This is a genomic window from Methylobrevis pamukkalensis (assembly GCF_001720135.1).
GTDB classification, from domain to species: Bacteria; Pseudomonadota; Alphaproteobacteria; order Rhizobiales; family Pleomorphomonadaceae; genus Methylobrevis; species Methylobrevis pamukkalensis.
In genome coordinates this window covers 1-19,684 of sequence record NZ_MCRJ01000085.1, presented here as the reverse complement: position 1 = coordinate 19,684, position 19,684 = coordinate 1, and the positions used below count along the sequence as shown (strand labels likewise).

20 protein-coding genes and 1 pseudogene are annotated in these 19,684 nt (G+C 68.9%); all 21 read right to left on the bottom strand.

Going from position 1 to position 19,684, the window contains the following annotated elements:
- The coding region (locus A6302_RS23045; RefSeq protein ID WP_169833588.1) for a hypothetical protein at positions 1-398 on the bottom strand (398 nt) is incomplete at its 3' end.
- A 68-nt stretch (positions 399-466) separates the two neighbouring features.
- Complete coding sequence (locus A6302_RS14085; protein WP_069307574.1) at positions 467-1,150, bottom strand: hypothetical protein; 684 nt, start codon at positions 1,148-1,150, stop codon at positions 467-469.
- Complete coding sequence (locus A6302_RS14080; RefSeq protein ID WP_069307573.1) at positions 1,150-3,396, bottom strand: hypothetical protein; 2,247 nt, start codon at positions 3,394-3,396, stop codon at positions 1,150-1,152. The genes A6302_RS14085 and A6302_RS14080 overlap by 1 nt, the downstream gene beginning before the upstream one ends.
- A 19-nt stretch (positions 3,397-3,415) precedes the next feature.
- Positions 3,416-3,817 carry a DUF6950 family protein gene (locus A6302_RS14075; RefSeq protein ID WP_069307572.1) on the bottom strand — a complete coding sequence of 134 codons (402 nt, stop codon included), beginning with the start codon at positions 3,815-3,817 and terminating at the stop codon, positions 3,416-3,418.
- Complete coding sequence (locus A6302_RS22255) at positions 3,814-4,395, bottom strand: hypothetical protein (protein ID WP_069307571.1); 582 nt, start codon at positions 4,393-4,395, stop codon at positions 3,814-3,816. The genes A6302_RS14075 and A6302_RS22255 overlap by 4 nt, the downstream gene beginning before the upstream one ends.
- The gene (locus tag A6302_RS22250) at positions 4,392-5,162 is read right to left on the bottom strand and encodes a hypothetical protein (RefSeq protein WP_069307570.1); all 771 of its coding nucleotides are present in this window, start codon (positions 5,160-5,162) and stop codon (positions 4,392-4,394) included. Before A6302_RS22250 ends, A6302_RS22255 begins: the two co-directional genes overlap by 4 nt.
- Positions 5,159-6,091: a phage tail tape measure family protein gene (locus A6302_RS14060; protein WP_141703780.1), complete on the bottom strand. Its 933-nt coding sequence runs from the start codon at positions 6,089-6,091 to the stop codon at positions 5,159-5,161. Before A6302_RS14060 ends, A6302_RS22250 begins: the two co-directional genes overlap by 4 nt.
- The gene (locus A6302_RS14055) at positions 5,976-8,072 is read right to left on the bottom strand and encodes a phage tail tape measure protein (RefSeq protein ID WP_069307568.1); all 2,097 of its coding nucleotides are present in this window, start codon (positions 8,070-8,072) and stop codon (positions 5,976-5,978) included. The genes A6302_RS14060 and A6302_RS14055 overlap by 116 nt, the downstream gene beginning before the upstream one ends.
- 149 nt (positions 8,073-8,221) lie before the next feature.
- Positions 8,222-8,653: a hypothetical protein gene (locus tag A6302_RS14050; RefSeq protein WP_141703778.1), complete on the bottom strand. Its 432-nt coding sequence runs from the start codon at positions 8,651-8,653 to the stop codon at positions 8,222-8,224.
- Between the two features lie 111 nt (positions 8,654-8,764).
- Complete coding sequence (locus A6302_RS14045; RefSeq protein ID WP_069307566.1) at positions 8,765-9,157, bottom strand: phage tail tube protein; 393 nt, start codon at positions 9,155-9,157, stop codon at positions 8,765-8,767.
- Positions 9,158-9,183: 26 nt separating this feature from the next.
- Entirely contained in the window at positions 9,184-9,981 is a 798-nt protein-coding gene (locus tag A6302_RS14040; RefSeq protein WP_069307565.1) for a hypothetical protein, read from the bottom strand.
- Complete coding sequence (locus A6302_RS23040; RefSeq protein ID WP_069307564.1) at positions 9,978-10,331, bottom strand: head-tail joining protein; 354 nt, start codon at positions 10,329-10,331, stop codon at positions 9,978-9,980. Before A6302_RS23040 ends, A6302_RS14040 begins: the two co-directional genes overlap by 4 nt.
- The gene (locus tag A6302_RS14030; protein WP_069307563.1) at positions 10,316-11,038 is read right to left on the bottom strand and encodes a hypothetical protein; all 723 of its coding nucleotides are present in this window, start codon (positions 11,036-11,038) and stop codon (positions 10,316-10,318) included. The genes A6302_RS23040 and A6302_RS14030 overlap by 16 nt, the downstream gene beginning before the upstream one ends.
- A gap of 7 nt (positions 11,039-11,045) precedes the next feature.
- Positions 11,046-11,375 (bottom strand): DUF2190 family protein, encoded by a 330-nt coding sequence (locus tag A6302_RS14025; protein ID WP_069307562.1) that lies wholly within the window; start codon positions 11,373-11,375, stop codon positions 11,046-11,048.
- 106 nt (positions 11,376-11,481) lie between these two features.
- Complete coding sequence (locus A6302_RS14020) at positions 11,482-13,542, bottom strand: ClpP-like prohead protease/major capsid protein fusion protein (protein ID WP_169833587.1); 2,061 nt, start codon at positions 13,540-13,542, stop codon at positions 11,482-11,484.
- Positions 13,535-14,901, bottom strand: a pseudogene (locus A6302_RS14015) (phage portal protein). The gene A6302_RS14020 and the pseudogene A6302_RS14015 overlap by 8 nt, the downstream one beginning before the upstream one ends.
- A 188-nt stretch (positions 14,902-15,089) precedes the next feature.
- A complete protein-coding gene (locus A6302_RS14010) occupies positions 15,090-15,299 on the bottom strand; it encodes a phage head-tail joining protein (RefSeq protein WP_069307561.1) in 210 nt (69 codons plus the stop codon).
- Positions 15,296-17,290 (bottom strand): terminase gpA endonuclease subunit, encoded by a 1,995-nt coding sequence (locus A6302_RS14005; RefSeq protein WP_245294069.1) that lies wholly within the window; start codon positions 17,288-17,290, stop codon positions 15,296-15,298. Before A6302_RS14005 ends, A6302_RS14010 begins: the two co-directional genes overlap by 4 nt.
- A gap of 71 nt (positions 17,291-17,361) precedes the next feature.
- Positions 17,362-17,955 carry a hypothetical protein gene (locus tag A6302_RS14000; RefSeq protein WP_069307559.1) on the bottom strand — a complete coding sequence of 198 codons (594 nt, stop codon included), beginning with the start codon at positions 17,953-17,955 and terminating at the stop codon, positions 17,362-17,364.
- 182 nt (positions 17,956-18,137) lie between these two features.
- Positions 18,138-18,866, bottom strand: coding sequence for a hypothetical protein (locus A6302_RS13995; protein WP_069307558.1), 729 nt, complete (start codon positions 18,864-18,866; stop codon positions 18,138-18,140).
- Between the two features lie 167 nt (positions 18,867-19,033).
- Positions 19,034-19,684, bottom strand: a 651-nt coding sequence (locus tag A6302_RS13990; protein WP_210183335.1) for a hypothetical protein, incomplete at its 5' end; no start/stop codon positions are given.

Below are 19,684 nucleotides of genomic sequence, written 5' to 3'. Positions count from 1 at the left end.
GTCGTGCCGGCCACGAGGTCGGCCACGTCGGTCTCCACCGCGTCCACCCGCGCATCAACCGCCGCGATGTCCGCCGCCAGGTCCCCCGGCACGACCAGCCCGGTGTCCACCCAGTCGGCCCCGTCCCACACGGAAATCCCGTTGTCGGGCGCATCCAGCCAGACGATGCCCAGCGTCCCGTCGGCCTGCGACGTGTCCGCGTCCCGCGCGCTGACGGTCTCGTAAAGCACGACGTTCTCGAACGCCGCCGCCAGCCCGAGCGTCGTCAGCGCCGCGACGATCTGCCCCCACAGCGCGATGATCGCGCTCTTCACCGGCTCGTGCTCGCCCGAGGTCGCATCCCCGGCGACCACATTCTCGCGGTAGACCGTCTTCGCCGTGTCGAGAATTCCCGCCATGTCAGCCCCTCGAAATGAAAACGGCCCGCCGAAGGCGAGCCGCTGGAAAGTCCGTGTGTCGTGTCAGGTCAGGCGCCGTAGAGCACTTCCACGTGGTAGGCGATCAGCTGCGCATTGGCGCTGCCGGAGGCGAGTTCCGCGGTGAAGACGAGGTCCTGCGCCGCCGACGTGTCCTTCGACCCCGTCGCGAAATCCACCGTGGTCGTGGCCGCGATCGCGTTGGTCGCCGCCGTCCGATAGCCCACCTGCGCCGACTGCGAATTCTGGTTGCGCCAGACCCGAAGGTCCGTCCACGTCCGCGTCGTCGAGACGACCGCGTCGGCCACCACGTCGCCGGCAAGGCCGCCGAGCCGGATGCGCAGGGTCTTGTCCGTGCCGCTGTTGGTGTACTGCCACAGCGACGTGATCCGCAGCGCCCCGTTCGGCCCCATCGCCCCGGCCGGAATGGCAACCGTGGCAAGCACGGTTTCCGCCGTCGTCCCGGTGTGCGGCGACGAGGGCAACGGCCCGGCCGACTTGCCGAGCGTGTGCCAGAAGCCCAGCGCCGCCGCCGCCGCCCGGGCGCTCGCCGCCCCCGTCCCGCCGCCCGCCACAGCCAGCGGGGTTGCCGCGAACTTTGCCCGGATCCACGTCATCAGCGCGGCCAGCGTCCAGCCGCGCGGTTGCTGCCCGGCGGTCTGCTGCAGCGGCAGCACATGCGCGTCGTCTTCCGCCGCGGCTGCCGTCAGGTCGAGATAATCGTAGGTCGCCATCAGATCCTCTCCACCGCGAACACGTCGCCGCCGCCACCCTCGACGTCGCCACCGGCGCCGAGCAGGTCGAAGCCCACGCCCACGGTCCAGGCCGCGCTTGCCGCGCTGTCCCGCCCGTAGGCGTCCGTCGAAATCCCGTGGTAATCCCACACCCCAGCGCCCGGGTTGTCGGCCACCGCGTGCGCCTGATTGGGCGCGGTGAACCGGTCCAGAACCGGCGTCTCCCCGGTGTCGAGCGCCGCGCCCGCCACCGTCCGCCACAGCCGCAGCCGCACCACCGCCGCATTCGGCGCCGTCATCGTCCCGGTCACGGTCTCCGTGCCCACGTCTTCGGCCAGATCCAGCACCGGCGCCGGCGGGGCGCTGCCCGCCACCGTCATCGTGCGGTAGATCGCCGTCGACCACGTTCCCCGCTTGCCGCCAGCGCGGTTGCGCGCCCGGAACCGCCAGATGGTGCCGGCGGCCAGCGCCGGGGTCCGCGCGCTGGTGTCGCCGGTCTCGCTGGTCAGAAGCCGCACCGGCCCGGTCGTCGCCGAGCCGGTCCACTGCACGTATTCGATCTCCTGCGTCAGGTCGTCGCTCGCCGGCAGGTCCCAGGTCGCCAGCCCGAAGGCCGTCACCAGCCCGCCGGCCACCGTCTCGTTCTGCACCGCCACGTCGAAGCCCGCCACGCTGGCCAGCCCGCTGTCGGCGTCGAAACTCACCACCACCGGCGGCGGTCCCTCCGCCTCCGGGCTCAGCGTGTAGCGGTCGGGGTTCACGAACCGCCAGGCGAAGGCCATCCGGTCGGCCCCCACCCACACCGGCGGCGCGTCGAGCTCCACCGGCTGGTCGAAGATCCGCCGCCGCGGGCTGTGCAGCAGGATGAACTTGCGTTCCATCAACTTCAGCTTGCGCCCGGTCACGATCGCCGTGCCGCGCCCGGCGTTCATCCGGTCGAATTCGATCTGGCTCAGAAGCCGCGCCTGCCGGTGCCGCTGCACCCAGGGCAGTTCGTATTTCTTCGCCCGGTCCGACAGCGCCACCGGGTCGGCCGCGTCCGGCCAGGCGGCGGCGTCCACGGTGGAAAAGCTGTGGTCGCGGCTGGTGAAGGTCGCGCGCAGGATCTCGGCGCCGTCCCGGTCGCGGTCGAAGCTCTCGCGCCTGAGCGCGATGATGTCGTCGTCATCGTCGCCGATGACCAGATCCGGCTCCTCCCAGTCGCCCGGCTTGACACCGATCGTCCCGTCCGGCCGCTGGTAGAGCCAGAGGTCGGCCGCGCGGAGGATGCCGCCCAGCACCTCCTTGCGCGGCAGATCGCCCAGATCGTAGCGCCCGCCGCAGCGCCAGCGCGCCTGCGAAAGCCCGTTCCAGCCCAGTTCCGGCCGGTCGTCCACGTCGGCCGAGGCCGCGAAATCTGGCAGATACATCCGCGAGATCGGGAAGTTGTAGCCCGACCAGTGGGTGAGATAATCGAGCGCCGCCAGCGTCGGCGAGGCGCTGTAGGCCCATGTCTCCGGGTCGGCCGGGTCGTGGCTTTCCTCGCGCGGGTCGTAGAGCGCCGCCCCCAGCATCCGCGCCCGCGGGCTCGGCAGGCCCTGCCGATAAACGTCCGTCGAGGCCTCGGCCGACACCGATTTTGCCAGCACCAGCATCGAGGCCAGCCCCGGCGTGGCAAACGTCGCATCCAGCACATCCGGAAACGCTTCCACCAGCGCCGGATAGGCGATGTCGTCGGCTGTGCCCCGCTGCAGCAGGATCCGCACCCGGCTGCCCGCGCCCTCCGGCGTCGGCACCGGCTCCGGCGCCTCGTAGCCGCCGCCGGTGATGAAGTCGATGATCTGCGCCCCGCCGAAGGACGAACTGCCCCCTTCCACGAAATGCGACGGCGCGGTCACGTAGCCGTCGGCGTTGAGCGCCACCACTTCGTCATGCAGTTTGATCGAGACGAATTCGGTGATCGGCCCCACCGAGAAGATCAGGCTCTGATAGGCAATCCCGTCGCGCGCCCGGTAGAAATTGAAGTCGCCGCCATACTCGCCCTCGCCGATCAGCCGGCGCAGCGGCGGCGTCGGCTGCCGCAGGTTGACCTTGCCATCCTCGGGCGTCGGCATCTTCGGCGTGCGCGAAAACAGCAGCTGCCCGGCCACCGACAGCGCGGCAAGGCCCAGCTGCCCGGCCGAAAGGCCCAGCGCCCCGGCCAGCGCGGTGAAGCCGGCGCCCACCGACGCCACGATCGCGCCCACGGCGGCAAAGACGGGAGGCATCAGATCACCTCCCAGCTTGTCAGCGCGTCCACCTCGGTGGCGCGATACCAGTCGACGCCATGCCAGCCGAACACGATCCAGTCCGTGCCGTCGCAGAGGCCCCCCACTGGTGAAACAGCCGCCCCGGCAGGCCGATCACGCCGACAGCGCCCACCCCCGGCAGGTCGTGCTCGTCGGTCGGGCAAAACCCCGCCCCGGCCATCAGCCGCGCCACCAGCCGGTCCAGCCCGCCCTCGCGACGCAGCAGCCGCGCGCAGGTCAGCGCCGAATCGTAGGTCCCCCGCACCGGCGCCGCGGCGTCGATCCCCGCCGCCTCGCGCGTCCAGTCGCCGAGCCGGATCGAACAGTCGGACACGCCCCAGCGCGCCGCGATCCGCCCCTGCCGCGCGGCGAAGTCCTGCACCCGGGCCCCGTCGATCATCGGTAGTCCGGAAAGTCGATCGTCGTGTCGAACAGCGTCGGCACCAGCGTCAGCCCGGTCGCCCCCGGCGCCACCTGATCCAGCCACTGCTGCGAAAGCCAGCCCTGCGGCGCGCTGGAGCGGATGCCGAATACGTCGCACACCTCCACCGTCAGCGTGTGCACCACCTCGCCCGTGGTCCCGTCCGGCTCGCTCTCGTCGTCGGAAAACTTGACGATCTCCCCGGTCAGCATCCGGTAGAGCTCGCCCAGCGGCGCCCCGTCCTCCCCGAAGTGGACGAAGTCCACATGCACCTCGGTGCTGAGAATCTCGCCCGCGTCGAAACTCTCCCAGGCCGACCCCGACAGGTCGTCGTCGACGCCGGACAGCGACAGCCGCAGCCGGTTCGACTGCCCGCTCGCCGCCGCCGCCAGCCCGCTCCAGTTGGTCAGAAGCGAGGCACCGCGGAAGATGTTCTCGCCCACCTTGAGCGGCCCGAACCCGTCCCAGAAGCGTTCCGTCCTCGAGGAAAACAGCAGCGTCACGCACACCGCCCGGCCGAGCGGCCGGCGGCGGAGGGCGTCGTCAAGCTCGGTCATCCCGCGTCGAACTCCTCGAAATCCACCGCCACCCCGGCCGCCCAGCGCCCGCCCTCGGGAAACACCGCCATGCCGTCGTCCTTCGCCAGCCGCATCGCGCAGCGCGGCCGGTCGAACTCCGCCGGCAGGCCGGAAAGATAATCGCCGCGCAGCCACGGCCAGATCGTGCAGTCGTAGGTCGCACCCGACACGAGGTCGGCCCGCACGATCCGGTGCAGCCGGTCGCCGATGTCGCCATCGGCCAGCGAGAAATGCGCCCCGCGCAGCCCGCTCACGTCCACCGATCCGGCGGTAAACGCCAGCCGCACGGTCAGGGCGTTGACCCCGGCCGAGGCCGCCAGTTCCGCGCCGATCACGCTGCCGGCAAACATCGACCCGTCCGAAAAGGTCGTCCCGTCCGAAAAGGTCGATCCCGGCACCGTGCGCCGCACCACCCCGCCCACCGTCGGCCAGGGCGCGTTCCAGAAGTCGAAGGCCGGCAGGCTGATTGCCCCGGCCTTGCCGCCGATCTCCACCTCGAGGCCGCGCCACGCCCGCAGCGACTGGTCGTGCTGCCCCTCCGGCAGCCCGGCCCGCTGCATCAGCGGCGAGACCAGCGTCCAGTCGCGAAAGCTCGCCCGCCAGAAGCCCCGGCCGGAGCGGATGATCTGGTCGGCCATCTTGCCCTGCGTCCGCCCGCCGGAGCGGTTGGCGAACACCGGCACGAAGCCGCCGGAGCGCGGCATCAGCGCGTCCGGCCAGTGCACGAGGCTGGTGATCAGGCTCATCGGCGATCCCAGCTTTCCGCGTCCATGATCGGGATGACGTTGGCCGCCGCGCGCTGCACGGCCTCCTCGGTGCCGCGCCGCGCCGCTTCCTCGGCCACCGCCGCCACGTCCTCGCGGCTCATGTAGCCGGAGAAGTCGAAGCGGATCGTGGAGTTGACATTCATGCCCCCGCCCCCGCCCCGCGCCGCCTCCGGCGACAGCGAGATCGGCGAGATCCGCCGCGGTGCCGAACTCGGCCCCAGGATCTCCGGCCCGCGCTCGCCGACCACGCCCCACTGGCCGGCACCCAGCATGCCGCCATCGGCAAAGAAGCCGCCGAACAGCCCGAAGATCGACGAGAACAACCCGCCCACGCCGGAAAACAGCCCGGTCAGCATCGAGCCGAGCCCCTTGACGAGGCCGGAGAACATGCCCGACAGCCCGTCGAACAGGCCCCCGAACATCCCCCCGCCCGCGCCGCCGCCACCGGCCACCGCGCCAAGGTCCATCGGCGCGCCGACGCCGCCGCCCGCACCGCCCGAAAACAGGTTGTCGAGCGCGTCTTCCAGCGGTTTCAGCGCATGATCCAGAATCCGGCTGGTCATGTCCTGGAAGATGCCGACCGCGAAATCCCGGAATTCTTCCGCTTCGACCTTGCCGTCGGCGAAGATCGACTTGAGCCCGCCGGTGATCGACGAGCCCATCCCGTCGAACACGCCCTTGGCCTTTTCCACGCCCTGCCCGACCCGGTCCCACACCCCGCCCAGCCGGTCGACCATCTCGTATTCGACCCCGTCCACGAGGTCGGGAATGTAGGAATGCCCGACCACCGCGTCATAGAGCCCGTAGAACTTGTCCTTGATCCAGTCGACCTTGGCCGACACCGAATCCCACACCGCCGAAAGCTTGGTCGTCAGCCACTCGGTCACGCCGGTGACCAGCCGGCCCATCGCCGCCACCGCCGCCGTGGCCAGATTCTCGAGGCCGCGCGCACCGCCTCCGGCCCCTGCGCCACCAGCCGCAGTCCTTCGACCAGCTTGCCGCCGGCCATCCCGACGATGCCGAAGGCGCCGCCAGCCCTTCGAAGCCGAGCTTCAGCAGTTCGAACGGCAGCGCCAGCAGCTGGCCGGCCACCACCCCGAAGGCGGTGCCGAGCGCCGACAGCAGCGGCTGCGCCGCCGTGATCCACTCGGTCAGCCCCGATCCGGTCAGGCCCAGCACCACGGCATTGACGGCCGCGTAGAACGCGCCCCACACCTCGACGCCGGCCATGATCACCGCGCCAAGGCCGGACAGCGCCGCCCCGAAGGCGGCAAACGCCCCGCTCGCCGCATCCAGCATCGGCGCCAGGTCGAACGCCCCGGCAAAGCCGTCCACCAGCGAGCCGAGCGCGGTCATCACCGTGTCGGCGATCGGCGAGACGGCGGAAGCAACCGCCGCGCCGACGCCCGACAGCGCGCCCATGATCGTCGTGCCCAGCCCGGAAAGGCTCTCCACCACCCCGCTCGCCGCCACCGCCTCGCCGAGGCCGGCCATCGCCGCCGACACCCCGGCCCACGCTCCGTCCAGGAGCGGCCCGAGATTGGTCACCACCCCGGCGATGTCGTCGAAGCCGACCCCGAAGGCCAGCGCGGCGGCAGCCACCGCCCCGGCCACCAGCGCCAGCGGCGACAGCAGCACCGTGCCGATCACCCCGCCGACACCCGCCAGCACCCCCATCAGCGCCGCCGCACCGGACGCCATCAGCCCGAAGCCGATCAGCGCCGGCCCGACCACAGCGGCAAGCCCGGCGACGATCGTGCCCCATTTCAGGATTTCCGGACTGGTCTCGATCAGCGACCGCACGAAGCCCGTTGCTGCCTTCACGGCTTCCGTCGCCCACTCCAGCAACCCGCTGTCGGCAATTGCGATCTGAAGCGACTCGAAGGCTCCGGACAGTTCCCGGAGGGCGCCGTTGTAGCCCTTCATCCGCGCCTCGGCCTGATCGACCGAAGACACGTCACCAATCGCGGCCTTGAGCTTGTTGATGCCTTCGGCCCCCTGTTCCCCCATCATCATAGCGGTGCGGATTGCGTCACTACCGAAAATGTCCTGCAAAGAGGATATTCGGGCCTCATCCGACAAGCCCTCGATGCCCGTTCGCAATTCTTCCGCAACTTCCGCCATTGACTTCATGTTGCCTTCGGCATCGAAGAACTGGAGACCGAGCTGCTTCATTGCCTGCGCAGCCGGCTTCGACGCCGGCGTGAGCCGCTGCAGGAAGGTCTTGAACGACGTCCCCGCATCGGACCCCGAGGAGAAGGCGGAAGATGTCCCCGCCAGAACCGCGTTCATATCCTCGAAGTCCACACCGACCTTGCCGGCGACGCCGCCCGCCTGGCCGATGGCCTGCCGATAGTCGTCGAACCCCATCTTGGAGGCGACAAGCGTTCCGGATATCTGATCGGCCACATCGCCAAGCCCGGATGCTTCTCGGCTGAACTGCGCCATCACATCGGTGATCGCGTCTGCCGCCGGCGCCAGATTGGCCCCGGTCGCCGACGCCAGCGCAACCGTGGCATCGGCAGCCCCATCCAAGACCTGTTCCGCGTTGAGCCCGTTCTTGATCAGCATCTCCAGCGCCTCGGCGCCCTCGCTCGCCGAAAACGCCGTCTCGGCCCCAAGCCGGATCGCCGCGTCCCGCATCGCGTCGAAGCCGGCGGCATCCAGCCCGCCCGCCGCGGCGTTCACCGAATTCATCGCCTCCTCGAAATCCCCGGCGGCATTGAGCGTCAACGCCCCCGCCGCCACGATCGGCGCCGTCACATAGCCCGACCACAAGGCCCCGGCCTGCTGGAACTGCCGCCCGATCTTCTCGGCCCCCTCCTGCACGCTCTTGAACGCGCCGCCGGTCATGTCCCGCGCCCAGATGTCGAACCACAGAGCCTGCATCGGTCAGCGCCCCTTTTTCTTCTCGTGCAGGATCTCGAGGTAGGCGACCCAGTGCACGAACTCGACGACGTCCATGTCGAGGATCTCGTCGATCCGCCGGCTCAGCAGATGGGCGATCCGGAACGCCGCAAACAGTTCCGGATCGCCCCTCAGTTTCCCGTGGTCTCTTCCTTGGCAACTTCGCTCATCTTCATGATCTTCGTGCCGATCCGCAGCACGATCGCCGGGTCGACGTCGTTCATCAGCACCTTGAGATCGTCGAGGTCGGTGAACATCCGCGGTGCGTCGGCACCTTCGCCCGTCCGGGCGAAACGGAACACCGCATCGGCGTTGACGCTGATATCCTTGTCGATCTGCTTCTTGACGAGCTCGCGGTGCTCCCGCATCGACGGCGCCCGGAACCAGATCCGCAGCGGCTTGTCCGGCTCGCCCCACTCCGGCACATCGATATAGCCCTGCCGCCGGCCATCAAACTCCGCCGCCGCCTTCATCAGAATTGCACTTGCCATCTTCGACCCTTTCGGAAGCACAAAAAAAGCCCGCGGATCACCCCGCAGGCCTGAAACCAGTCGATGCAGCACAGCCGTGCCACAGATTATCTTCTCCCCCACGGGGAGACGGTGGCCCGCAGGGCCGGATGAGGGGGCGCCCTCGGCAAGGCGCCCATGGGGACAAATACCCCAAGGCAGGGCTTACGCGCCGACAGTCGCTTCGGAGAGTTCGCCGTTGCCTTCCACGGTGATCGACAGCGACACCATGTCGTCCATGGGATCGCCGACGCTGCGCCCAGTAACGACGCACGATCCGGAAAGATACTTCGCGCCGGAGGCATCACCAGACGTATAGCCGCCGAAGGTCAGGGTTGACCCGATGGCAAAGGCCGTCTGTCCGGCGTCGGCCGTGTCATAGTGACAGTCGATCGTCCCGTTCCAGTCCTTGTAGGTGGCAATCCGCGTTTTCCAAGTGGAGCCCATGGCGTGGCTTTCGACCGTATCCGCCGAGGTTTCGATCTGGAAATTCGTTACCGACGCCACCGCCGTCGAACCCGACTTGACCTTGCCCTCATGTCCCGCATGTACCGCCATAACCGCTTCTCCTTCTCGTCAGGGCCTCAGCCCGCCGTCCCCGGCGTGTCGGCCCGTGTCACCATCCGCACCCGGTAGGTCAGCACCAGCGACCCCGCTGGCTCGTCGCCGGCCCCGTAGATCTCCGCCGTCGTCGCCACCAGGTGGCTCGCCAGCGCCAGACCGCCGAACTTCGGATCGGCGGCCATCGCCGTCTCGATCTCACCGGCAATGTCGTCCAGCACGTCCTCGAAATCCTGTCCTGCCGCGGTCGCCACCACGTCGAATTCGGGCATCCGCATCAGCCCGAACCCGCCGCCCGCGCCCTTGGTGTCCGGCGCGGCCGGCTCCTGCCGGAACCGCACCCGCAGGAACGGCATGCTTGAGGCCGGCATCGCCTTGCCCCGCCCCGCCGCCACCCGCGCCCCCGTCAACGGCAGCCCCGTCACCGCCGCCACGATCGCCGCCCGCACCTCGGCCCGCAGATGGCTCATTGGAATTCCTCGCGGCCCGCCATCGACAGCGATGTGGTCTCCAGAAGCGGGCCACCTTTGGTAAAAGACCCCGCGGCGTCGCCCTGCATCGACCTCCTGCCTTGGCCGGTCGAAGAACTCGACGCGGCCATGAAGGGTTTCGGTGATCAATTCACCCGCCAGATAGTCGACCATGTGCTTTCCATGTTCATCCATCTTGTAGCGCAAGACGAATTTTGCCTCGTCGTCGGCCGTGATGCAGTGATGCTGCTCGACGCCATCAAGAAAGATGCGCGGGCACACACCGGCATTCATCTTGGTCCAATACGGGATCAGCCCCGGATCATCGTCGAGGCAGGAATATCGCGTCATGTCGCCTTCTCCAGCACCAGCACCGTCATCCCCGTGCCGTCCGGCCGCACCTCGCGCACCACGAACGACCCGATCAGCACCGCATCCGCATCCCGCACCACCAGCCCGTCACCGTCGGTGATGCCCGCCGGCAGATCCGCCGTCCGGCAGGTGAACATCGGCGCGCCCGACACGAACCCGAGCCCGTCCACGTCATCGCTCGACGTGAACGCCCCCACATCCACCGCCGGCCGATCGAATATCCCCGCCACCGCCGGCCGCGCACTCCCCCCCGCCGGCGTCACCACGCCGTGATCTCCGAAGAAGGAGACCTCGAATTCATCGACGAGGCCCATCAGCTCGCGGAACATGCCCGTCCCTCCTGCAGGTCACCACGCGGAAACAGCCCGTCCGGGCAGCCCGCATCGAACAGATGCGTGCCCTCGTGCCGGATCGCCTGTTCGGGATCGAGCCAGATTTCGCCGCCACTGTCGGTCCAGCGCCGGCAGAAGGCGTAATCCTCGCCGAACCACGTGCCGCCGATCACACCCGGCCGGAACAGCTCGGGCACCACCGTCGTCTCGCCGGCCTCGTCATGGCGAAAGCGCACGATGTCGGGCGCCGCCGCCATTGACGCCACCACCTCACGGCGCAGCATCATGAAGCCGGTGCCGATCCGCTCGATCCGCACGAAGCCGGTGCGGGCATCGCGCAGGGTCGGGCCGGGTCGGGGGTGGAAGTTCCAGGTCAGCGGCTCGGTCCGCTTCGGCACGCCGCAGGCGGAAAAGCCGAAGCCGGCGGCCAGCAGCCGCACAACCGCCGAGGCCGGCCACTCCTGATCCGCGTCCACCAGCAGCGCATGGCTGAACCGCTCGGCGGCGAGGAACTTCGCCATCAGGAGGTTGCGGGCATGCGAGATGATCGCATCCCCGGCCACATGCACCAGGCCGCAGGGAACGCCGCGCGCCCGCATCTCTTCCTGTGTGTCCCACAGCGAAGTGACGTAGCCGCTCGACAGGCCCTTGTAGCAGGGCGTCAGGATCAGGAGGCCGCTGACCTCGGCGCTTTCGTAAGCCACGCCGCGCTCAGAACACGCCGTTGAGGCGAACGCGGACCGTCGTTCCGGTCGTCGTCTTCGCCGCCAGCGCGGCGCCGATCTTGGCGTTGCCGGTGGTCGCCTTGGTGACGAGGCTGGTGGTCGCGTCGAAGTAGAGCGCGTCACCGATCGCCATCGGCGCATTGGTCACCGTGTCGAGGTCGAACACGCCGCGCGTCACCAGCGCCACGTCGGCGCCGGAGGCCGCATCGGTCTGGGCCACGCCGAACAGCGTACCCACGGCCACCGGATCGCCGGAGGCAACAATGGCGGGCGCGGCGACGGTGATCACCTCGCCATCCTGAACATAGTTCTTCATCGGAAGTCTCCTTTTCGGCGGCGCGCCGCCATGTCCACGGGGCAGCCCGGGCGGCCCGGTCAGGTCCGCCCGGCTGGGTCAGAGTGCGAATGTCAGGCTGTGAGGATCAGACGCCGGCGTTCTTCAGGAGGCCGCGATAGTCCAGCGCCTTCACGCCGGCATCGATCCGGACCTTGAATTCGGTCCCGTCGATGGTCCAGCCTTCCTTCTGCTCGAGCATCGGCTCGGCAACGCCGTCGAGGTAGGTCACCTCGATCGTGTCGGCCACCATCGGGTCGGCCGCCATGTACCAAGCGGTCGCCGAGGCCGCGTCGAGACGGCCCTCGCTGATCACCATCGCCATGTCGCGCACCGAGTTCGGCAGCTTCGGGTTGGCCTGGCCGGAGGCGACATCGGTCTCCGACGAGATCACCACCTTCGACTTGCCCTCCAGCGCCAGCGGCACCAGCACATACTTCGGGCGGATGTTGAGCGCCGCCGCGTGGCCGTCCGGGTCGGTCTGCAGGCCCATCGCCGTGCGCGCCGCGTCGAAGGCCGCGGTCGAAGGGGCCGCCGCCGTCGGCAGGTTACCGTGGTCGGCGTGGAACAGCGCGGTGCCATCCGACATGGCCGGGTTGCTGGTCAGCACCGCATAGACCAGATTGCCGATCGTCCGGCGCGAGGCCCGGCCCATGGCCCGCGGGATCGACGACAGCACCGACAGGTCGTCGTTGATCACCGCCTGCCGGGTGATCGCGAACAGCTTGCCGTAGGTCGCGATCATCACCTCTTCGCCGCGGTCGCCCATCTTGCCGTAGGTGTATTCGGCGCCCTCTTCCACCTTCGACAGGCTGGGGAACAGGTTGACGCCGACCCGCGCCTGCTTCTTGAAGTCCGACGCCGAGCCGCGGGAGGTCCAGGCCTCGAAGGTCTCCGGAGATTCTTCCCAGCCCTTGAGCATCGATTTTGCGGCCACGTTCTGGAGAACGCTGGCAAAGTCCGACGTCGAGTGCATGCCGCCGGCCATACTCGGCACGAAGGCCGCGCCGACCATTTCCAGCCCGCTGCGAAACGGCGCCCGCAGGCCGCGCGCGTCGAGCGAGGCCCGCGCCAGCTCGCGCAGGCTCAGGCTGGAAAACTCGTTGCGCTCGCCGCCGTCCAGCCGCGCCTTCATCATCAGCGACCGTTCGGCGCCCGTGCGCCAGCGGTCCACCTCGTCGGCGGTCACGGTGATGTGGCTCCGCTCGGTCGTCGGCGCCGCGGAGGCCATGGCGTCGATCACCCGGCTGCGCGCCTGGTCCAGCGAGGTGTTGGCGTCGATCATCTCCGCAGCCAGCGTGGCCGGAAGCCGCGCCGTCATCACCATGCGGTTGATCTCGGCAATGCGTCCGCGCTCGGCGGTCGCCGCCTCGAGGCGGATCGCCGACGGATCGACAGCCGGGGCCGGGATCTGGGCCGGAATCTGGGCCGCGTTCTGGGCAGAGAGCTGCGCCGCCGCAACCGGCTGCGGCGGCAGGGGCGGCGTCGCCGCCGGAGTGGCAGTGGGGTCCATGGTCACTTCCTTTCGTCCCGCGGCCATCGCCGCAATACGCCAGGGCGAAGTCGCCGCGGGCGGTTCCGCACCCCGGATCACCGGGGGCGCATTCCTGAACACCGACCAGCAGAAGGCATAGGCCTGCACGGCCGCCCCCTCCGTCCGGTCGGCAAATCCGAGTTGCAGCGCCAGCGCGCCGTTCATCCACGTCTCGTCCGCCATCAGTGCGCGCACATCCGCGACCGGCCGTCCGCTGCGCCGGGCGTAGACCCCGGCATATTCGGCGGCCATCATGTCGAGCACGGCGGCGGCCTCGCGGTGCACCGAGGGCGGGCCGTAGACCACGGCCGCCGGCTCGTGGATCATCAGCGTTGCGCCCTCGGCCATCGTGATCGTGGTGCCGGCCATCAGCAGCAGCGAGGCGGCCGAGGCGGCCACGCCATCGACCGTCATGTGCACCGCGCCGCGGGTATAGGCCTTGAGGTTGTTGTAGATGGCGAGACCGTCGGTCGCGATGCCGCCGGGCGAGTTCACATGAACCTCGATGTCCCCGTCCGCACCGGCCAGCAGCGACACCACGTCTTCCGCCAGCACGCCCGCGCCGTCGAAATCGCGAAAGCCGATCGGCCCGTAGATGTTGATCCGTTCAGCCATTGGAGTCGGGTTCCTTGTTGTCCGGCGCCTCGGCTTCATCCGGAGCCGTGGCGGCATGTGCCGTGCCGGCCCGCGAAAGCCGCGATCCGTCAATGTCGAGCGTGAGGCCTGCGGACTTGTGCGCCGCCTTCAGCAGCTTCATGTCGCCCACCAGTTCGTCCATCAGCTTGGCCGGGTCGAAACCGCGCTCGCGCACCGTGCCGCTCCACGAGGCAAGACCGGAGCGGATCGCATCCCGGTCCGCCGCCGTCTCCTTGGCCGGGTCGATCATGATCCGCCGCGGCGGTGTCCAGTCGATCGCCACGCCCGTGACCGGCAGGCCCGCCAGCTGGGCCGCATCAAGGATCCACTGCGCGGCGGTTTCGAAGCCCTGCGGGATCAGCGTCGTCCACCGCGATTCGTCGATGCCCCGCTCCATCTCGATCCAGCCCATCCGGCCGGACGAGAAGTTCACGCCGCCGAGATTGCCGGTCAGCGCCTCGTAGGTCAGACCGACGCCGGCGGCGATCGCCCGCAGCGCCTCGGCGACGAACGCCGGATCGGTCACTTGCGGCGGCGAGCCGAACCGGATGTCCCGCCCGGCCGGCAGCGACACGATCATGCCCGGCTCGAAACTCTCCACCATCTGCCCGGCGTCGTCCGACACCGCGCCGGCCACGATCGTCGAAGGCCCGCCGCCGGGGCCGTCGGCGTCGACCATGAAGGCCGAGAAGCACGCGGCGATCTTCTGCCGCAGCAACTGCGCATCCTCGAAGTCATGCAGGTCCTGGAGCCGCATCATCACCGGCGCGAGCCAGGTGGTGCCGCGCACCTGCCCGGGGCGCTCGGCGCGGAACACATGCGCCACATAGGCTGCAGGCACCGCCCGCGACCGCAGCCGCAGTCCGGGACGGCGCGAGCCGGGGTGAACATCGAACAGGTGATAGGCCACCCGCCGGTGCGCCGCGTCGAACTCCACGCCCTGCACCGCGTAATGCCCGTCCGCCATCGGACCGTCGACCAGCGTGTCCAGATGATCCGCCTCGATCACCTTGATCTGCAGCGGGATCGCCAGCCCGGCGGAGCTCGGCACGGGAATGCGCCGGATCAGCACCTCGCCGTCCTGGATGAGGGCGCGGCAGATCATCCGCTGCAGCCCGTAGATGTCGTGCCGCCCGTCGCGTCGATCGCCACCGATTCCAGATGCGGCCGCAGCACCCGGTCAAGCCGGTCCCTGCTCGCCTTCGCCCCGCCGCGGAACGACGGCACGATCCCCGCGCCGACGATGTTCTGCGTCAGCACCGCTGGAATGCGTGCCGCCCACGGGTCGTTGCGCACCATGTCGCGCGCCACGTGCCGCAGCCGGTCGAGCGCCCCCATCTGCGCCGTCGTTGCATCGCCCCCGGGGGCGTACCAGCCGCTCGTCCTCCGCCCGCGCGAGGCGCCTTCATAGTGCGCGCGCGGCTGCGACATCCGCAGCAGCCCCTCGGTCACGAGCCGCGCATGGGCACGGCGCATCGCCGTCGCCGGCGACACGACGGCAATCAGGCGGTCGATCAGCCCCATGGTCAGGCGCCGCGCCGGAACGAAGCGTAGCGCGTCACGGGGGCGGAAGTGCCGGCCACCTCGGCGCGCATCTCGTTACGCAGCCGCAGCATCTCGTCCAGCGAATGGAAGTCCATCCGGCGCATGCCGGCCGACGTCTGGAACGTCACACTGCGCACGCCCTTGCCGATGGCGCTTTCGAGTTTGTCGAGGTCCGTCTGCGACCAGCTCATTTCAGAAACCCTTTCCGACGGCCAGCCAGCCACCGTCCATTGCCGTTCTTCGTGCTGTCCGCCTTCGGCGCCGTCGCCTCGTCCGCCGCCCGCTTCGCCGCCGCTGGCTTGGCCGTGCCGGTCTGGACCTGCCCGGTCTGAACCTGGAGCGGCGCGGGCGTCAGCAGATCCGCCGCCGCCATCTCTGCCGGCACGCCCCGCATCATCGCCAGCGTCGCCCACTGCTCGTCCGACATCCGGGTCAACCCCAGATATTCCGCCGCCGCCATCGCGTAGATGCGGCAGTCGAGCAGATGGTTTTCGCCACGCTCAAACCACTTCTTCACGGTGCGCCCGCGGTTCGTCTCTTCGGCGAGATACTCGGAGGTGATCTGCTTGAAGTAGGTCTCATCGAGGAACATGCCGAAGTGGCAATAGCCCGGCGGATTGACATCTGCGCCGCTCATGATTCCTGGCTTCTTCAACTGCGAATACCATTCGGCCTTGAGGCTCCATGTCCCCAACGGCCAGACCATCGCGCCATTTCTGATCCGTTGGCCCTTGAGGTTGATATCGACCTTCGACGGCGTTCCGACCGCTGGGGCTGACCACCCCAGGGAAGATCCCTTGATCGCCTTGATCGTCGCCCGCCCTCGTGTGAAGGCGTAGACCTGATGGGTACGGCCACCAGTTCCGTCACCGGAATCGATGAACGCCATGTCGATCGTGCGGTGGCCGCCGAACGCATCCGGAAATCGCTCGCCGAGAAGTTCATCAAGCTTCGTGAACGCACCCCGGTTCTGATCCGTCGTGTCGCCCTCCAGCCACCGCTTGGAGACGCACCACGACTGCCGATCCCGCCCGTAAGCCACAACTTCGGCCCAGATGCCGGCGTGCTGCACGTCGCAGCCGGCCACCAGTAGCAGCCCGGCCGCCGGGATCCGATTTTCCGGATAGTCCTCGCGCCGCTCCATCAGCCGCACGTGGTCTGGCGCGTCGCCCCGGAACTGGTAGGGCAGCCCCAGATTGAGGTTGGCGTAATCCTTCAGACCGGTCTCGCCGCGGCGCTCGGCGGCGATGTAGTCGCGCGCCATGTCGCCGTAACTCATCATCAGGCTGACAAAGCCGTCGATGTGAAAGCCGGGATGCCGGTCCGGCCCGCTTTCCGTGGCCCGCCAGAACCCCGCCCGCACCGCCAGAACCCGCTCCGGCTCACGCATCGGATAGCCGCAGCAGGCGGTTTCCATGTAGCTCTCGTCCGGCGTGTCCCGGTCGATCCGGAACGCTTCGAACGTCTGCACGAAGGCATCGCCGCACTGCGGGCACGGCACATGCCAGAACCGCTGATCCGACCGCCGGAAACTTCGGTCGATCCGGCAATGCCCCTCCGCTTCGCCGAGGTCGTCGCCTGTGTCGACCTCCGGCGTCGACACCTCGAGGATCTTGTAGGACCGCAGCCGCCGGAAGGCCGTGAACCGCCCGAAGAACAGCGTCTCCGGATCGCCCCGCCCGGGGATGTTGGTCCACTTCGACAGCTCGTCCTTGACGCCCTTCTTCACCGTCTTGCCGGAGAGGTCCATCACCGCATTGGCGTTGGCGAGCGCCAGATAGCCGCCCGGAAACTTCTTCTCGTAGGTCGTCGAGCCCGTGCCGCTGCGGCTGGTCTGCGGCACGAACACCTCGCGCCGGATCTTTTTCTGCCAGGCGTCGATCGCCGGCTGCAGCTTCTGGCCGTTGACGTCGCGCAGCCAATCGATGCCCGGCCCCGCGTAGAGCATGTTCGCCGGCTCGCGTTCGGCGACATAGAGACACCAGCCGATCGCCAGCACCGAGGCGCCGGTCTGCTGGCTCTTGCGCACCGTGACGAGGTTTGCCGGATGATCGTCGCCGAGACAGTCGGCAATCTCGGCCAGATACGGCGCGCCCTCGGCCGACCAGAGTTCGCCGGCCTGCGGCCCGTCCACCAGCACCAGGTTCTTTTCCAGCCACTGCGACAGCGGCAGCGGCGGCACCGGCCGGATGCCGGCCGCCAGCGTGCCGGCAATCAGCCGCAGGGCATTGGCAAAGCCGCGGACCGGGGCATTCATGACCCGACGTCCGCCCCCTCGATGTCGTTGATCTCGTCCGATTCGGGCGCCGCTTCGAACACGGACTGAAGCGCCGTGGCCACGTCGGCCCGCATCCGGCTCGCGATCTTTTTCAGCATGACCCGAAGCCCGTGCACGCCCTCGCGCGCCGTCGCCGCCGCAAGATCGTCCGCCGAGTTCGGCAGCCGGTCGATCAGCGCGGCGATCACCCCGAATGCCTCTTCCGTGCCGGCCCGCACCTGCGCCGTCGGCGTCAGCAGCCCCTTGCGCAGCGCAAGGTCGATCTTTTTGTTCTCCGCGTCGATCCAGGCGCGCACCCGCAGCGCCTCGTCATAGCTTTCCGCTGCCGGACGCTGCGGCTCCCGCTCCTGCACCTGCCGCTTCGACGGGTCGCCATAGCGCCCGCGCAACTGGTCATAGTGGGCGATGTTCACCGCCCGGATCTTGCCGTTGGGGCCCCGCTCCACCTCGAGCCCGTGCTTCTCCACCAGCCGGCCAACCATCTTCGACACGTTCGGCTGCGACCCGTCCTGTCCCCGAGCCACGATCTGGGCGATCGTCCACATCACCGCCCGCGGCGGCTCGGACATAACCCCATCACCCGAAGCCATACCCGACATAACCCTGTTTTCCCTCCAGCCTCACTGACAAACAATCGGGGCGCGAATTACCCGCTGGCGATGGGGGGCCGGGAAGGACCCAAAAGGTTCAAGCCGGGTCGGGTCGAAGATCGCGGTTTTAACGAGCATGATGTAATCGGCATCACGTGCCACTACCGCGACGCACCATTGACGCGGGTCACGGCCTCGCCGAGGCGGCGGCCGAAGGTGGCGCGGGCGGTGCGTTCGGCGTCACCGTAGAAGTCGAAGCGCGGGGTGAAGGCGGTGCGGGTCACCGAGGTGAGCACCACACCCAGCGAGCGTCCGCGCCGCATCATGATGTTGACCTCGCCGCTGCCCTTGCTGCGCAGCACGAAGTAGGTGGCCGGGGCCTGCCGCTTTCGCTTGCCTGCCGGCTTGAGCGGACGCGACGTGGCGCTAGCCACACGCCCAGTGCCTGTCAGGTCGGACATGATGCGCCGCAGCTGAGCCGCGCTGATGTTGCCGTAGCTGTTGATCGTCGCCGCAGAGCCGGGCACGAAGTAGGTGGACGTGGTTGGCAGGCCAAGCCTGGCCGCCAGCGCAATCTCGAAGGCCTTCGGCGGACGCAGACCGCCCGCCTCCTGCGTCTCCAGCCAGTGGCGTGGCCCGGTCGACCCGGCCGCGTCCTTCTGCTTCACGCGGGCCATCAGCTTCTGTTTCGACGCCCTGTCGAAGCGGAAGGCGTTCAGCGTGAACGGCGTCGGACGGTCGAAGTCCGACCGCATCTCCGCCGGCAGCGCCTTGACCACGTCGGCCGCCGTGGCGTTCACGGCCAGCATCTCGGCGTAGATCATCTGGCTGTGGGTGCGGGTCAGGTCGCGGGTGAACTCGCGAAGGTTCGTGCGCACGCTGATCTGCATCCGCGCGCCCTCCCGTTCCTCGCCATCCGCGCACAACGAAAAACCGGCCGGTAGTTGCCTCCGGCCGGCTGAACGCTGGTCACACCTGTGAATGCTCTAGGTGTCTGTCAAATCCAAGATCGATGCAAGCGGTTTTTTCGGTTCGTCATCCGCTTTTGGTTTGCGGCTCACTCGGCAGCGAGCGGCAGGGACGCGGCAAGCGGCGCGGGCGGGGCAGCCCAGGGCTCGTGCGGCGCGCGCGGGCCGGTCAGGCGGTGATCGACCATCCGGCCCGACAGGTCGTCCCGCAGCCGGACCAGCGCGCCGCGCCACATCGACCAGGTGGCGCGCGTGGCCTCGACGATCTCCAGAGACGGATAGACGTCCAGAACGCACCAGGCCGCCACCACCTTGCCGGCTGGGCTGAATTCCTGCTCGACGACGATCTTGCCGTTGCGGGCGTGACGGCGCGGGGTGATCTCCGGCCAGATATCCCAGTCCGGCCGGTCGCGCATCCGGCCGTAGCCCATGACCACGATCCGCTCGTCGAAGGTGAGGCCCGGCCCGACCAGCGCCTCGTAACAGGCCAGCGCATCGGGATGACAACGCGCGCCGAGGGCACGGACATGGGCGCCCTGCCGATCGACGATGGCGCCCAGCGCCAGCGTGTCGCAGACGATGGCCGCGGAACTGACCGTCGGCACCCCCGGCCCGCTGCGCAGCATCGCCGCCACCTTGTCGGCAGCCTGATCGTTCAGCGTCCAGGCGACGAGGTCCTCGATGTCGATGTCGATCATGCCCATCGCCGCTTCCTTTCGCCCGAATTCGGGCTCGTGAGG

Excerpts from the sequence above, each read along its gene's own strand:
- A6302_RS14085 (WP_069307574.1), bottom strand. The coding sequence starts at position 1,150 with ATGGCGACCTACGATTATCTCGACCTGACGGCAGCCGCGGCGGAAGAC.
- A6302_RS14080 (WP_069307573.1), bottom strand. The coding sequence starts at position 3,396 with ATGCCTCCCGTCTTTGCCGCCGTGGGCGCGATCGTGGCGTCGGTGGGC.
- A6302_RS14075 (WP_069307572.1), bottom strand. The coding sequence starts at position 3,817 with ATGATCGACGGGGCCCGGGTGCAGGACTTCGCCGCGCGGCAGGGGCGG.
- A6302_RS22255 (WP_069307571.1), bottom strand. The coding sequence starts at position 4,395 with ATGACCGAGCTTGACGACGCCCTCCGCCGCCGGCCGCTCGGCCGGGCG.
- A6302_RS22250 (WP_069307570.1), bottom strand. The coding sequence starts at position 5,162 with ATGAGCCTGATCACCAGCCTCGTGCACTGGCCGGACGCGCTGATGCCG.
- A6302_RS14060 (WP_141703780.1), bottom strand. The coding sequence starts at position 6,091 with ATGGGCCGGCTGGTCACCGGCGTGACCGAGTGGCTGACGACCAAGCTT.
- A6302_RS14055 (WP_069307568.1), bottom strand. The coding sequence starts at position 8,072 with ATGCAGGCTCTGTGGTTCGACATCTGGGCGCGGGACATGACCGGCGGC.
- A6302_RS14045 (WP_069307566.1), bottom strand. The coding sequence starts at position 9,157 with ATGGCGGTACATGCGGGACATGAGGGCAAGGTCAAGTCGGGTTCGACG.
- A6302_RS14040 (WP_069307565.1), bottom strand. The coding sequence starts at position 9,981 with ATGACGCGATATTCCTGCCTCGACGATGATCCGGGGCTGATCCCGTAT.
- A6302_RS23040 (WP_069307564.1), bottom strand. The coding sequence starts at position 10,331 with ATGTTCCGCGAGCTGATGGGCCTCGTCGATGAATTCGAGGTCTCCTTC.
- A6302_RS14025 (WP_069307562.1), bottom strand. The coding sequence starts at position 11,375 with ATGAAGAACTATGTTCAGGATGGCGAGGTGATCACCGTCGCCGCGCCC.
- A6302_RS14020 (WP_169833587.1), bottom strand. The coding sequence starts at position 13,542 with ATGGCTGAACGGATCAACATCTACGGGCCGATCGGCTTTCGCGATTTC.
- A6302_RS14010 (WP_069307561.1), bottom strand. The coding sequence starts at position 15,299 with ATGAGCTGGTCGCAGACGGACCTCGACAAACTCGAAAGCGCCATCGGC.
- A6302_RS14000 (WP_069307559.1), bottom strand. The coding sequence starts at position 17,955 with ATGTCCGAGCCGCCGCGGGCGGTGATGTGGACGATCGCCCAGATCGTG.
- A6302_RS13995 (WP_069307558.1), bottom strand. The coding sequence starts at position 18,866 with ATGCAGATCAGCGTGCGCACGAACCTTCGCGAGTTCACCCGCGACCTG.